The sequence below is a fragment of the Phycisphaerae bacterium genome (assembly GCA_019636475.1).
GTDB lineage: Bacteria > Planctomycetota > Phycisphaerae > UBA1845 > UTPLA1 > JADJRI01.
Genome location: JAHBXN010000001.1, coordinates 354158 through 368414, shown reverse-complemented (window position 1 = coordinate 368414; position 14257 = coordinate 354158). Strand labels below are relative to the sequence as shown.

The following is a 14257-nucleotide window of genomic DNA, read 5'->3' as shown; positions in this document are numbered from 1 at the left end:
GTGGCCTTCGGCGGCCGCCCTGGGTGGCTGCACGCCTCGCGTCGATTACTTCATCACTTTTCCTTGCCCCACAACTGAGCCAGTTCGACGAGCACTTTGACCGCATTTTCCATCTGCTCAAGACAGGCGAATTCCAGTGGCGAGTGGAAGTTGTGCATGCCGGTTGAAAGATTCGGAGTTGGCAACCCCTTTTCACTCATGCGCGATCCGTCGGTACCGCCGCGGATGCTCTGATACTTCGGTTCGATTCCGGAATTGCGGATGGCCTGCTCCGCAAGCTTCGTCGCGCGCGGCTCCTTCTTGAGGTATTCCAGCATATTTCGGTATTGCTCGGTGACATCAATCTTGATCTCCGCCGCAGGATGTTCGGCTTTCAGCGTTGCGGCGATGTTTCTCAGGATATTTGCCTGATCTTCCAGTTCCTTCGTCACAAATGAGCGGAGCAGCACTTTCAGCTTCACCTCCGGCACTCCGCCTTCGATGACGTACGGATGCAGGAAGCCCACGCGGCCCTCAGTCGTTTCCGGCGAAAGCGTGTGCCAGGGAATGCGCTCGATGAACTGGCCCGCAAGGCGAATCGCATTGACCATGCGGCCCTTTGCGAAGCCGGGATGAATGTTTTTCCCGGTGATAGTGACGGTTGCCAGGTTGGCCGACCATGTCTCGTTTTCGATATTGCCTTCGTCTTCTCCGTCGAGGGTGTAACAGCAGGTGCAGTTTATCTTCTGAAGGTCGAGATGGTCCGTTCCGTGCCCAATCTCCTCGTCGCAGGTATAGATGATTCGGATGGGGCCGTGTTTGATTTGCGGATTGGCCATCATGTGCGCGGCCGCGGACATGATGACTGCGACCCCGGCCTTGTCGTCCGCGCCAAGCAGCGTGGTGCCGTCCGTGGTGATCAGCGTCTTGCCCGTCATATTGGTTAATGCGGGGCATTCGTCGACCTTGATGACGCGCGACTTATCGCCGGGCAGGGTGATATCCTTTCCGTCATAATTCTTCACGATCTGCGGCTTCACGTCCTTCGCCGTGAATTCGGGCGATGTGTCAACATGCGAGCACCAGCCGATCGTGGGCGCGCCCGCGACATTGCCCGGAACGGTCGCCATCACGATGCCGTGCTCATCCATCGTGACGTTTTCCAGCTTCAATGCGCGGAGTTCATCGGCCAGCATCCGGCCTAGATCGAGCTGTCCGGGTGTGCTTGGGTAGGTCGGTGAATCCTCCTTCGCGGTGGTTTCAACCTTGACGTAACGAATAAAGCGATCCAGAAGGGTTTCCACGGCAATCCTCCTATGGTCCAGATGCGGTCGTGTCGAAGAGCGCGCAGTGTCGCTGATCGGAATCGAATGGCGTGAGTTTTACGGCGTCAGGCGGACAGACGCAAATCGGCCTTCACCGCGTCTCCCCGGCCCGGGCGGGGTTGGAGAACGATACGGATTGCGGACTGCACTTCGCGCGGGGCTCGGCGAATGCTGGTCGCTATACGGTTCACTTGGCAGGGCTCATTCCGAGTTTCTCAATCCGGGCGAAATGCCGCTGTTCGACCGGCATGATCGACAGACGCTGGCCGCGTTTGAGTACGAGCAGGCCGTCCAGGTCTTTTGTGGCGCGGAGACGATCGAGGGTGACGATCTCGCGGAACTTCGCCTCAAATTCGATGTCCACCATCAACCAGATCGGGTCTGCCTTTGTCGATCGGGCGTCGAAATGCGGGTTTGTCGGGTCGAGCGCCGTATGATCCGGATAGGCGGTTCGGCAGATACGCGCGAGGCCCGCAACGCCGATCGGATTAGAATTCGAATGGTAGAACAAGACTCGGTCGCCGACTCTCATGTTGTCGCGCATGTAGTTCCGCACCTGGTGGTTTCGGACGCCGTCCCAGTGCGTTCGGCCATCGCTTTGGAGGTTGTCGATCGAATAGTCCGACGATTCCGACTTGAAGAGCCAGTACTGCGTATTTGCCATGTGTGGGACGATGCCTCCGATCGTGATGCCGTCGCGATTGCTCATCACGTCGGGCCCGTGCTGTGAAATGACTGCGCCGACGTATCATTGATTCAATCGTCTCGGCGATGATTGAAGCGGCTCTTTTGACGCTGTGCAAAAAAAAGCGGACCCGAACCGGATCCGCTGGAGGTGCACTGCTGAATTTGCTCTGCGATCGTTGTGCTGCGAAGGCGCGACCCGATCAGAAGCTGCCCGGCGTCTTCTGGATGCGTCGCTTCGACTTACGGCTGTTGCGCCGGTTTCGATCCGACGGCTTCTCGTAGTATGCTGTTCGCTTCATCTCGCGAAGGACACCTTCGCGTTCACAGAGCTTCTTGAGCCGCCGCATCAGTTGCTGAACAGGTTCACCGGGTCGTGGTTTGACTTTGATCATACTGAACGTCACTTCGCCTTTCGCATCAGAATGTCGCAGATTTACGGGTTCCACTTGGCTGACCGGAGGTCCGTACCCGATCGGTCGAGCACGGCATGATACGCTCCAATCGACAATTTCGCAATGCGACAGTAGTCTGGGGGAGTTGCCTGTGGATGTACTCAGCCGAGCGGTGAAGCGAATCGGAGCGTTTTGGAACGCCAACGGCAAATGTCGTCGACGTGGTTTTCGATATAAGCTAATACTTGGCAAGTAGTTGTGCAACTAATGCCGTCGAGTTGGGCGGCTGAACAGCATCGCAGTTAAGATACCCGACAGCGAATCGTTGGGGGCCGATGGCCGGTGGAGTGGGGACGGACGCCGGCGCCCGCCATCTCCATTGGGCGATGGATCTGAGGAGCGGTGATGCCTGGCAGAGCGGACACGCGGGCAGCGGAGCGGCTGGACGAGCATCTGACGATTTATCCGCATCTGACCGATCGAATTCTGCGCCAGCTTCTCTTCACCCTCCATGAGAAGGGTGTTGTATCAATCGATCAGGTTTATGAGGAAGCGCGGGCGGCGGCCGGTCGTACGACGACCGCAGGCGTCGATCCGTTGAATCCGAATGTTGCCAATGCGCCGCGTGGAGATCTGGTCGAACGCGACCTCGTGAACCAGATTACGCGCCGGTACGTCGTGGAGAATCTTCGGGCGCACGAAATCGACGAGATTGTCAACCTGACATTGAAGCGGGAAGAGGCGGACAAGCTTCGCGCGATCGTCACGCTGGGTTCGGTGTCATTTCGACTTCTGGCCGATACGGTCCGCCGTTTTTGCGCACTGCCCGAAGGGGAATTGCAACTGACTCCCGACGAGGCGATGGGTATTCGCGTCGGGCTCATCCGGCATCTGATCAGCGATCAACTCGAGTTCATCGCAATTGCGAAGAAGTGGTTGCGCATCCGCGACTTTGAAGGGATTATCGAGCGCACGATCGGCCCTGAGGCGGGAATGGGCCGGGTCGGCGGCAAAGCCGCCGGAATGTACCTCGCCGCGACGATTCTCAGCGCACGGCGACATGGCGGTACGCCGGACTCCGCAACACCTGCCGCGACTTCGACCTATTCACCCACCGGCGCGCCGGCGGAAAGCTACGCGCTTTCGATGCCCGAATCGTACTACCTCCGTTCGGATGTGATCGAGGATTTCATCGCATTCAACGGACTGGGTGAATATCAGAATCAGAAATACAAGACGTCTGACGAGATTCACAAGGAATATCGACTGATTCGATCCGTGTTTCGCAACGCTGATTTTCCGTCCGGCATTGTCGATCAGTTGCGTAACATGCTGGTCAAGATTGGCGATCATCCACTGATCGTCCGGTCGAGCAGCCTGCTCGAAGATCGTTTCGGTACGGCATTCAGCGGGAAATACGCCAGTCTTTTCGTGGCCAACCAGGGATCGATGGACGATCGGCTCAGTGCGCTCCTGGGCGCGATTGCCGAAGTGTACGCCAGCGCGCTGGGGCCGGATCCGTTGCTCTATCGACGCGAGCACGATCTCATCGACTATGAAGAGGACATGGCGGTTCTGATCCAGAAGGTCGTCGGGAAACGATTCGGTCCTTACTTCGCACCGGCTTTTGCGGGCGTGGCATTCAGCCGAAACGAGTACCGATGGAGTCCGCGGATCAAGAAAGAGGACGGCCTGGTCCGAATCGTCATGGGCCTTGGAACGCGCGCCGTCGATCGGGTGGCCGGCGAATCGCCGCGGCTCGCGGCGCTGGGTCTGCCGACATTGCGCTTCGAGTCGAGCACGAACGAGATTCTATCCAACGCGCAGCGCACGATTGACGTAATAAACGTGGAGACGAATCGCCTGGAGTCGATCAGGCTGGAGCAGTTGCTTGAGCACGCGGCGGATTTTCCGATGCTTGATCGCTGCGTGTCGATTCGGCGCGACGGCATGCTCGTGCCGCCGATGGGGACTTACATCGACGCGCCGCATCGCGATTTGTACATTACGTTCGACAAGCTGATGAATGAAGGCATCCTCCCTGAACAGCTTCGACGAATCCTTCGAAAGCTGGAGGACACGTACGGAAATGCCGTGGACGTCGAGTTTGCGCACGACGGTGAGCGGCTCTACATTCTTCAGTGTCGCACACTCAATCAGTATGGAGAATCCGAGGCCGTGGCGATTCCCACGGATGTCTCCGACGAGCGCGTCGTTTTCAGTGCCAATAAGTTCATTCGCTCAGGCGCTGTATCTCAAATCGAATACGTCGTGTATATCGATCCGCGTGATTACGACATGGTGCCGACACGGGAAGGCCGCGTCGAGATTGCCCGCGCGATCGGACGTCTGAACGAGAAACTGACGGGCCGGAAGTTCATATTGATCGGCCCGGGCCGGTGGGGGAGCAATGACATCCGGCTTGGCGTTCCGGTTTCATATGCCGATATCAATCGAGCGAGCATGCTGATCGAGGTGGCGCGAGAGAAGGACGGGTATGTGCCCGAAGTGTCATACGGAACGCATTTCTTTCAGGATCTCGTCGAGGCCAGAATCGTTTACCTGCCTCTTTATCCGGATGATCGACGCAATCGATTCAATGAAACCTTCCTGAGCGGATCGGCAAACTGCCTTTCTGACCTCATCCCCGATGCAGGCACGCTCGGCAACGTCATACGCGTGATCCATGTGCCGTCGGTCGCGGGCGGGCGATTCTTGCGGGTGGATATGAACGGCAATGAGGACCGAGCGCTGGCCTATCTGGTGAAACCGTGACGGTGCGTGCGTTGGATGTTTCGGGCGGAGATCGGCATGAAGGTACTGGTTACGGGCGGCGCGGGTTATGTCGGAAGCCATTGCATTCGCTCTCTGATGGCGGCTGGACATGAAGTGGCCGTGCTCGACAACCTCTGCTCAGGTCATCGGGCGGCGGTGGCGCCGGGCGCGCGCCTGTTTGCCTTTGATCTGGACGACTGCGTCCGACTTGATGCGTTGTTCGATGGGGAACGGTTTGACGCCGTCATGCATTTTGCGGCGTTTATTGAAGTGGGCGAATCGGTCAGACAGCCACTGCGCTTCTATCACAACAACGTTGCAAAGACGATTGACCTACTACGAGTGATGCAGAAGCACAGCGTGAAACGCCTTGTGTTCAGTTCCACATGCGCGATCTATGGCACGCCCGAACGAATGCCTCTTACTGAAAGCATGACGCCGAATCCCGCGAGCCCGTATGCCCGGAACAAGCTGGCGGTCGAGTGGATGCTGGCTGATTCCGCCGAGGCATGGGGATTGGGTTTCGCGGCATTGCGTTACTTTAACGCGGCCGGTGCGAGCGACGATGGGTCGATCGGGGAAGATCACAATCCCGAATCGCATTTGATTCCGAATGTCCTGAAAGTGGCACTCGGTCAGCGCGAGGCCGTGCACATTTTCGGCTCGGATTACCCAACTCCCGACGGTACCTGCGTGAGGGATTATGTCCACGTGGATGATCTGGCGGACGCGCACGCCCTCGCGTTGGACGCGCTCTCGCCCGGCGATCGGCGGTTCTACAACACCGGCACCGGCCGCGGGGCGAGTGTGCGCGAGGTGATCAACGCTGCCCGCGTGGTGACGGGGCACGCGATTCCGATCGTGGAATCGCCTCGTCGCGCGGGAGATGTTCCCGTATTGTACGCCGATTCGTCGCTGGTGCAGCGGGAACTGGGCTGGCGTCCACGATATACGGAACTCAAGGATATCGTCGCCAGCGCCTGGAAATGGCACGCTTCGCACCCGCATGGGTACGGCGATCGTGGCGGTTAAATCGGCAACGAGTTGACCACCGGCCGCATCATGTCGCGATGCAGACGTTCTTCGGTTCCGTGAAGAATCGCAGGGCTTCGTCGCCGCCTTCTCGGCCGACGCCGCTCTGCTTCATGCCGCCGAAGGGTACGCGCAAGTCGCGAATCAGCCAGCAATTCACCCAGATCGTGCCGCTGTTGATCCGCTCGGCCAAACGGTGGGCCCGGGTAAGATTCTGGGTCCAGAGTGTTGCGGCCAGGCCGTATGCCGTGCCATTGGCATATGCAACCACCTCGTCCTCGGCATCAAAAGGAATGATCGTGGCGACGGGACCGAAGATTTCCTCCTGATTCACGCGGCAATTCGGCCCGAGTCCGGTGATGACGGTCGGCGAGAAGAAATAACCGTCGCGGCAGCGGTCATTTACGGGCGGCGGCGGCGAGCCGCCCACCACAATCTTCCCGCCTTCCTCCTTCGCCAGCTTGACGTAGTAGTTGACTTTCTCGAACTGAGCTTTCGAAACGATCGCGCCTTGATCGACACCCGGTTCCAGCGGATCACCTACGCGCAGGCGGCCGGCCTCGGCGGCGAATCGTTCGACGAACTCGTCATACGCGGAGCGCTCGACGAAAATCCGTGATCCGCACAGGCAGATCTGGCCCTGATTGGCGAAGGCGGCGCGCACGCTCTCGGCGACCGCCTTGTCCATTTCGGCGTCCGCGAAGACGATGTTCGGATTCTTGCCGCCCAGTTCGAGCGAGACTTTCTTGAACAACGGGGCTGCCGAGCGGGCGACTTCGCGGCCCGTGACGGTGCCGCCGGTGAATGAGAGGGTGGTGATTCCCGGGTGTGCCGTCATGGCCGCACCCACTTTGGCGCCGAGGCCGTGCACGATGTTGAGGACGCCGGGCGGGAGTCCGACATCGCGGCAGACCTGCGAGAGGAGGTAGGCCGTCATGGGCGTGACTTCGGACGGCTTGGCGACCGCCGTGTTGCCCGTCGCGATGGCCGGAGCGATTTTCCAGCTCAGGAGATACAGAGGCAGATTCCAGGGTGAAATGAGACCGCAGATGCCGCGCGGCTGTCGCAAGGTGTAGTTGAGGGCGAGTCCGTCCGTGACGTGGGTCTCGCTGCGGGCGTGCAGAATCGCCGTGGCAAAAAAGCGAAAGTTCTTGACGGCGCGCGGAATGTCCAGGCTGCGTGTCAGTGACAGGGGCTTGCCATTGTCGATGCACTCAGCCAGCGCGAATTCTTCGAGGCGATGCTCGATGGCGTCGGCGATCCGCAGCAGATGGCTGGAGCGAACGTCGGCGGGCGTGCGCGACCACGCCGGGAAGGCGGATTCGGCGGCCAGGACGGCGGCGTCCACCGTGGCGGCATCGCCGTCGGGCACGAGGGAATAGACGTGGCCCGTGGACGGATCGATGTTATCGAGATAGGCGCCGGAGCGGGGCGGGGACAACTCACCGTTGATGTAGTGCTCAATGCGAATCATGGGTTACAGGCTCCCCAGGCGACCGCCATCGACAGGCAGATTGACGCCCGTGATGTAGGAAGCGGCCGGTGACGCGAGGAAGGCCGCTGCGGCGGCGATCTCATCGGCGGTGGCGAGCCGCTTCATCGGGATACGGCCGATCATCTCGTCTCGAACTTCGTCAGTCGCGGTTCCGGCGGCCTGGGCCTTTTTCTGGATCAGCGCGTCAAGCCGGCCCGTTGCCGTGTATCCTGGAAGAACGTTGTTGACCGTGATACCGAACGGAGCAACCTCTCCGGCTGTGGTCTTGGCCCATGCGGCGACAGCCCAGCGGGTGGTGTTGGAGACGCCGAGCCCCGGAATCGGCTCCTTCACCGACGTGGAGATGATATTGACGATGCGGCCGTATTTTGCCTTTTTCATGCCGGGCAGGACAGCTTGCAGGAGTATCTGATTGCAAACGACGTGCATTTCGATCGCGCGGAGGAATGCTTCTGGTGCGGCCTCGATGATCGGGCCTGAAGCGGGCCCGCCCGTGTTGTTCAGTAGAATGTGAACCGTGCCGGTCGCGTCGACGTGCCGCGTGATGGCCTCTTTCACGGAATGGGGTGAAGCGAAATCGGCGACGAGGGTGCGGTGCTGGATGCCGTCATGCGTGGGCAATTCTGTGCGGACTTGGTCCAGCGCGGCGGCGTCGCGAGCGAGCAGGGTGACGGAGGCGCCAAGAGTGGCGAATCGGTGTGCGCAGGCGCGGCCGATGCCCTGGGTGCTCCCGCAGACGACGGCCTGCTTTCCGACGAGTAAGAGATCTTGCGGCCCCGTCATGATGGATCCTCCCATGTTCCCGTATCGGTTCGACAATTCGCGGTTCGAAATGATAACACAACGGGCAGATCTTGACGCCCGGCCGATTCCTGCGGAAGATGAAGGGGAGTTGCATGTTGCCGACATAGCTCAGCGGTAGAGCACAGCTTTCGTAAAGCTGGGGTCCTGGGTTCAAATCCCAGTGTCGGCTGTTGGCTCGGCCGGCGGTCTTTCTTTTCGTTGGTTTTGTTTTGGACCTCGCGTGATGGGTCTGTTGCGCGCGGGTCTGGATTCTCGTGCGAGAAGGGCCTCGCATTCCCGGGTTGGCGTCGGATGGGTGACGTGATGCCGGTGCGGGATCGGCTGGCGCACGGAGTGGGTGCGAGAAAGGCCTCTCACACCCGTTCGACATGACCGTGTCATTGCTGCGATGATGGACCCTGTTTCTTACATTTTCCCACACGCCGGAGGGCTCAGTCGCGGCGGCGTGCGAAGATGTCTCATGGCGTTGGGACTCATTCTGGTGTCCGTGCGATGTCATGATTCCGCATCAGATGGATCGGGGTTTGAACCGTCGCCGTGTACGACAAACGACACCGATCCGGCAACTGACGGTGTCATGATCAGAATCGGGTTTGAGTCGGCGGATTGGCGGGCGCCCTTCGCGCCGCTTGCCCTGCCGCTTCATGCCCAACCCGTGGCCGACGACATCGATCGCGGGTTCGAGCCGCTTGACGGGCGCGCCCTTCGCGTGACACTGCGCGAGGGCGAGCACTACGGTATTTATCATCTCGCCTACTATTTCCGATGGCACACCGGAGAGGAGCCTGAGGAGATTTACTTTCGATATTACCTTCGGCTGGCCGGCGATTTTGATCCGGTGCATACGGGGAAGCTGCCGGGTCTGGCGGGCACGTACTTTCGCGCGGGCTATGGCGGAATGCCGTCGGACGGTCGCAACGGCTGGTCGGCGCGCGGGCTGTTCGGCGCCAGGACGGCCGAGGGGCGGATTCCGATCGGATATTACATTTATCACGCCGACATGGCCGGACCGTATGGCGACGGCCTTTACTGGGCGGTCGAGGGCGGCGGCCTTGCGCTGGATCGCTGGTATTGCATCGAGCAATTCGCCCGGATGAATACGCCGGGAGAGAATGACGGGGTGCTGCGGGCATGGGTCGATGACGTGCCCGTGTTTGAAAAGACGGATCTGAGATTTCGCGATGTGCCGGAGCTGAAGATCGAGAAGGTGTGGCTGGACGTGTATCACGGGGGCAAGGTGACGGCCGCGAAGGACCATCACCTGTACATGGATGATGTCGTGATCTCGCATCGGAAGATCGGGCCGCGACCGTGAGGGGAACGCCCGAGTTTGGGATGGGGATGGGGATGGAGATGAGGGGCGGCGTCCGTCTTCTCTCGCCCCTGCGGCGGGCGGGCGTCTTTCGGAACGGAGCCGGTTACCCCGCGACGGCCGCGCATCAGCCCGCGACGGCCGCGCATCAGCCCGCGACGGTCGCGCTCGTCGTGGCGCTCCACGGACCGGGCTGGCAGCGTGTGTTGAGCCAGCGGGCGAGGTAGTGTGCCGTCTGGCCGGCATCGGCCCCCTTGAATTCGACGGCGGCGGGGAAGCGCGTGGCGGTGAGGGCGAAGCGGTAGTCGTCCGGGTCGGCCGGGGCGTTTTCGCCCGGCGGGGTAAGTGCCACGTAGATGGCAGCGGCGAAGACGCCGCGCGGCTTGGCGAAGCGCGTGGGGTGTTCGCTGTCCATGAGCCGCAGGCGATGGACGAGCCGCGCGCCGGCGTCGATCATCACGATCGGGGCGGAATCGGGCGCCGGGTAGTCCGGGCCGGTGGCGCGCGGGGCGTTGAGGCCGAGTGCCGCGCGCTGGGCATCGTCGATCTCGGGGTTGGCCTGGATGCGGACGGCGGCGCTGCGGATGATGGCGGCGAAGGCGTCGCGGGCATCGTTCTTGGCGGCGACCGACGAGGCGAGATAGGCCCGGGCATCGGTCACCTGACCCAAACCCTTCCGCCAGCCGGTCTGGGCATCTTCCAGGGCCTCGACCTCGGCATGGGAGAGGCCCAGCGCCGTCGAGTGGGCGAGGGCGTAGGCGACAAAGTTCTTCTGCCAGGCGTCGAAGTCGCCGTCGGCCCGCGGCATGGTGTGGATGTTGGGCATGGTGAGAAACGCCAAAAAGTCAAAACGCCAGAACGTCAAAACCTCGATACGCCGACGCCCGCTGGTGCGAGAATCCGTTCTCGCACCCGCTTCGACGCGGAATCCTTTCCGCTGTTTTCGGTCGGCGACTGGGGCGGCTTGCGATTCGATTGGCGGAGGATTCAGGCCGGCGCGCGGCGGAGGGGCGGCAGGGCTGGGAGGATGGAGATTATGGGCGCCGGGTGAGGCGGGAGCGACGAACCGGGCGGCGGGGATGACAGAAGGAGCGGCGGGGGCAAAGAAACGAGCGGTGGGAGCGAAAGAAGGAGCGGCGGGGATGAAAGAAGGTGCGGCGGGGATGATCCCCGCCCGGTGACGGCCTGGCGGCACCCGGTTCGCCGATCGCGCGAACCGGTGACGAGCGGCCTCGAACCGGTGACGAGCCGCCCGTAACCGGTTACGAATCGTTCGTAACCGGCGACAAGTGCCTGTGAACCGGTGACGGGCAGGGCGGAGGGGGTTACGGACGATCGGTAACCTGCTCGTGTTTGAGGAATTCCGGCTTAGGACAAGAAGCCACCTACGGAGGCACTGAGATCTGATCTCCTTACCCAATGAGCCGTAGAAGCGCCCCGACGCTAGCCTAATCAGAGTCTTCTGTTCAAGCAGCTAACGCTCTACCTTATTCCAGGTTATCCCCTTGCCTATCTCCAGAGTCGCACCCTCCATGATTAGTTCGCGGTCGATCACCCCACACCTGCCGTCTGAAATCTCGAGGATTCTTGTGTTCAACGGCTTTATTATGGTTTTGAGGGATTCGAGGGGTGTTCCGCGGCATCTGGTCATAAAGATATACAAGTAAATCTGCACGGTAATCCAGTTATCGCGTACGAAGCGATTAATCATGCTGCTTCTAAATGAAAACTTCCCGGCGTCATGCCATTGAACCCCCAAGAGCGAGTGCAAGATATCGGTAACTACGAGGAACCACTCCCGTGTAGCCTCGTCTGGCGAACAGTATCGAAATCTGCCGTCTTCATCACTCAGTAGTTTCTCATCAACGAGCGTCAAGAGTATTGACTTTGCAAATTGCTTCAGGGAATCAGGGACCATTTTGGGGTTCGCGAGTTCCGCCGACTCGTAGCTGATCGCAGCTACAGGCATGGTACGCATGAGATCGCGAACGATTAACTCAAGCCTCGATAAGAGTGGGTCAGCGTGGAAAATATCGGTCTCTTTACTGTCTCGAAGAAGCGCCGTGTCTCCTAGCATCTTCGACGAGGCAGGAAATCTGATCTTGTATGATCCGCCTATGTTCGGCTCGTCCCCTGGAACTTGGCTGGAGTAGTAAACGGCGTGCTGGCGGGCCGATCTTAGCATGGGGGGCGGAGGAATGGTTGAAGTAAACTTGAATTCATCATTGTCGACTTCGAAGCTGTAGACGCACGCGAATTCCGCGTTTCCGCACACCGCCTGCTTGTGGGCCATAATAACCGCTAAGGAAGGGTCAGTGGTGAAGTCAATTAGCGGCGACGCGAATCCGTGATGTCGTGCCATCGACATTGCGGTATTTTGGTCCAAGTGCCATGCCTTCTCGAACCTTTCTGACGCATACCAATTTATTTCGTACAGCACGAGAGCGAATATAGTAGCTGCATATAACTGCCTAAGATGCTCCCGTACGTCTGACTTCATGAAGCGATCAATACTGGGTTGAATTGTCCATCCATCCACGTCAGCCTGACCACGGTAGACCTTTGGACAGCCGCACGCCTGAAGAGAGATTTCCTGGTCAAGGTGTAAGCAGAGGGCGGCACTCGCTGCGTCGGGCACTACAGTACTTGAGCCAGCAGTGAGAAAACCTGGCACAACGCCGGGTTCAAGGTTTTGTCCAATGAAGTCTGAGATTTCTTTGCCCGAAAGTCCTACTGAGTTTTGGCACGAAAGAATACCTGCAAAAAGTCGATGCGGGCCCCATGAGTCCATCTGTATGGACCGGTACCGTTGCCATAAAGACCACGCATCCATTTGTCAGCCGCTTCTCCCAACTTTGGTCAATCGGACAGGCATTTATTCGTGCCTCTTGCATCTGAGGCAGTCTGGTGGACATCTGTCGAAAACGGCTTGGGCGAGCTTATTCGACGACGATGCGATCGTCCTCGACATGGAGCCAGCCGTTGGAACCAAGGAGAGTTGCCGAAAGTTCTTCACGGTCTAAGATTCCTCGCTCAATTAGATCGACACACATTAGAAGGTCAAGAGTCTTTATCAGAAGTACGTTGTCGTCTCTGGCTCTTTGCTGCACGTCGGGGACTGGCCGATCGTCTTGCTTTTCTTGAAGCGAGGTCGCGCCAAGTTTCGTATTCATGATTAGCCAGCCAAGAGTACCTGGATCAAGATTGACGCGTTTGCGATGGGAATCAACCTGTCCAATTTCTTTCAAGCCAAAGGAGCCAGAAGAGCCTTTTACCTCGACCACCACGCGAATGCCGCCATTGTCGTCGAGGATCGATGCGTCTTGGATCTTGACGTCGTCCTTTTGAATCTTGAAGCCAAGTTGTTCCTCAAGGAGCTTTGCAACGTGAAAAACTAAGAGATCACTTTTTTGCGTCAGGAGATTCTTGCGGGCTTCGATATCCGCCAACTCTTCCTTTGACTTATCGAGTTGGGCAGAAATAGAAGCGATACTGTCGAGTAGCAAGGATTCCCGCTGAGACCGATACTCCGCAGTCCATTTCGGGAGTTGTTTGACCAAACGCTCGCGGTAGTTTAGTACAGATTCGACGGCGGATTCGGCAATGGAAATCGCGTCCTCTTGATCCGATGGTTCACGGGCGGGAAGGACAAAAATCCGTTGCAAAAACTCCCATGCGACGCAGTGCCTCTTGCTGTCATTTATGGGGACGATTGAATCTATTATCTCGTCGCCGAATTTAAATCCAACATGCGCGACTCCATGCCTGCGAAGATACTCCTCGAATTCTGGAATCTCTGCCTCGAAAGTTTCGGGCTGCTTTGAGTGATACCATTCAAACTCGTTGCGGTTAAGGAATCGCCTAAAGAGGTCATTGTCGTCCGTCGCAGGGTAGCCCACATTTCGAGGTAGATCTGGAACTAGAAAGATAATGGGCCGATCTTCGTCAATGCAAGTATTAAGCTCATGATCTCTGCGATTAAGGTCGCTCGCGTTTCGCACATCCGTGCGAATGTAGGCAATATAGTCGTAACTACCCGGTGAACGTTGTTCGAAGATCCCGGCATACAACACGATTGCGTCAAAATCAAGGAATGACTTCGGATGACCTAATGGAGCAGCATAGAGAGTAATGCGCTCTAGGTCATGAATGATGCGGTCCCCTGATTTTATTGCGACCTTGGGAAGTGCGTAGGCAAGGACCCGAGGTAGCCCTGGGCGATCTTGTCCACCAATCAAGACTCCGCGCGGGGTCGTGGTCTTGTTCTTGCGATAGTCAGCCAAGCAGAATTCCTCACTGCGATCACAGCGACCATTGCGGACGATGATTTTGGATCAAGTCAACGCGCCCCCAGAATCGGCAGCTCGTACGTCGCCGGGTTCAGGCGTTTGAGGACGGTCTCCACGCGGTGGGGCTCCTGCTTGCGGATGTGGTCTTCGAATTCTCCGCGGGACTT

Annotated in this window: 11 protein-coding genes and 1 tRNA gene; 4 read left to right on the top strand and 8 right to left on the bottom strand. The window is 58.9% G+C overall.

The window, feature by feature from the left end:
- Positions 1 to 53: 53 nt before the first annotated feature.
- The 3 genes from pepT to rpsU form a co-directional block, all read right to left on the bottom strand.
- Positions 54 to 1283: a peptidase T gene (gene pepT, locus KF841_01545; GenBank protein ID MBX3394029.1), complete on the bottom strand. Its 1230-nt coding sequence runs from the start codon at positions 1281 to 1283 to the stop codon at positions 54 to 56.
- A gap of 208 nt (positions 1284 to 1491) precedes the next feature.
- Positions 1492 to 1968 carry an EVE domain-containing protein gene (locus KF841_01540; GenBank protein MBX3394028.1) on the bottom strand — a complete coding sequence of 159 codons (477 nt, stop codon included), beginning with the start codon at positions 1966 to 1968 and terminating at the stop codon, positions 1492 to 1494.
- Between the two features lie 223 nt (positions 1969 to 2191).
- Entirely contained in the window at positions 2192 to 2383 is a 192-nt protein-coding gene (rpsU, locus tag KF841_01535) for a 30S ribosomal protein S21 (GenBank protein MBX3394027.1), read from the bottom strand.
- A gap of 405 nt (positions 2384 to 2788) precedes the next feature.
- Here rpsU and KF841_01530 point away from each other — a divergent pair, with 405 nt between their 5' ends.
- Positions 2789 to 5158, top strand: a complete 2370-nt coding sequence (locus KF841_01530; GenBank protein ID MBX3394026.1) for a pyruvate, phosphate dikinase — start codon at positions 2789 to 2791, stop codon at positions 5156 to 5158.
- Positions 5159 to 5194: 36 nt separating this feature from the next.
- The gene (gene galE / locus KF841_01525) at positions 5195 to 6190 is read left to right on the top strand and encodes a UDP-glucose 4-epimerase GalE (GenBank protein ID MBX3394025.1); all 996 of its coding nucleotides are present in this window, start codon (positions 5195 to 5197) and stop codon (positions 6188 to 6190) included.
- Positions 6191 to 6218: 28 nt separating this feature from the next.
- Here galE and KF841_01520 read toward each other — a convergent pair whose 3' ends face one another.
- Both KF841_01520 and KF841_01515 read right to left on the bottom strand, forming a co-directional pair.
- Positions 6219 to 7664: an aldehyde dehydrogenase gene (locus KF841_01520; protein MBX3394024.1), complete on the bottom strand. Its 1446-nt coding sequence runs from the start codon at positions 7662 to 7664 to the stop codon at positions 6219 to 6221.
- 3 nt (positions 7665 to 7667) lie between these two features.
- Positions 7668 to 8468, bottom strand: a complete 801-nt coding sequence (locus KF841_01515) for an SDR family oxidoreductase (GenBank protein MBX3394023.1) — start codon at positions 8466 to 8468, stop codon at positions 7668 to 7670.
- Between the two features lie 118 nt (positions 8469 to 8586).
- Here KF841_01515 and KF841_01510 point away from each other — a divergent pair.
- Together KF841_01510 and KF841_01505 are read left to right on the top strand one after the other, a co-directional pair.
- A tRNA-Thr gene (locus tag KF841_01510) sits at positions 8587 to 8658 on the top strand.
- A 291-nt stretch (positions 8659 to 8949) separates the two neighbouring features.
- Positions 8950 to 9804 (top strand): hypothetical protein, encoded by an 855-nt coding sequence (locus tag KF841_01505; protein MBX3394022.1) that lies wholly within the window; start codon positions 8950 to 8952, stop codon positions 9802 to 9804.
- A 145-nt stretch (positions 9805 to 9949) separates the two neighbouring features.
- On the opposite strand, the gene KF841_01500 is transcribed toward KF841_01505, so the two are convergent.
- From KF841_01500 to KF841_01490, 3 genes are all read right to left on the bottom strand, one after another.
- Positions 9950 to 10666: a hypothetical protein gene (locus KF841_01500; GenBank protein ID MBX3394021.1), complete on the bottom strand. Its 717-nt coding sequence runs from the start codon at positions 10664 to 10666 to the stop codon at positions 9950 to 9952.
- A gap of 609 nt (positions 10667 to 11275) precedes the next feature.
- Positions 11276 to 12439, bottom strand: a complete 1164-nt coding sequence (locus tag KF841_01495; protein MBX3394020.1) for an FRG domain-containing protein — start codon at positions 12437 to 12439, stop codon at positions 11276 to 11278.
- A 301-nt stretch (positions 12440 to 12740) separates the two neighbouring features.
- Positions 12741 to 14084, bottom strand: coding sequence for a hypothetical protein (locus KF841_01490; GenBank protein ID MBX3394019.1), 1344 nt, complete (start codon positions 14082 to 14084; stop codon positions 12741 to 12743).
- Between the last annotated feature and the right edge of the window lie 173 nt (positions 14085 to 14257).

Bases quoted from the DNA above. Each gene is read 5' to 3' on its own strand.
- KF841_01515 (MBX3394023.1), bottom strand. From the start codon at position 8,468: ATGACGGGGCCGCAAGATCTCTTACTCGTCGGAAAGCAGGCCGTCGTC.
- galE (MBX3394025.1), top strand. From the start codon at position 5,195: ATGAAGGTACTGGTTACGGGCGGCGCGGGTTATGTCGGAAGCCATTGC.
- KF841_01505 (MBX3394022.1), top strand. From the start codon at position 8,950: ATGGCGTTGGGACTCATTCTGGTGTCCGTGCGATGTCATGATTCCGCA.
- rpsU (MBX3394027.1), bottom strand. From the start codon at position 2,383: ATGATCAAAGTCAAACCACGACCCGGTGAACCTGTTCAGCAACTGATG.
- KF841_01530 (MBX3394026.1), top strand. From the start codon at position 2,789: ATGCCTGGCAGAGCGGACACGCGGGCAGCGGAGCGGCTGGACGAGCAT.
- KF841_01540 (MBX3394028.1), bottom strand. From the start codon at position 1,968: ATGGCAAATACGCAGTACTGGCTCTTCAAGTCGGAATCGTCGGACTAT.
- KF841_01520 (MBX3394024.1), bottom strand. From the start codon at position 7,664: ATGATTCGCATTGAGCACTACATCAACGGTGAGTTGTCCCCGCCCCGC.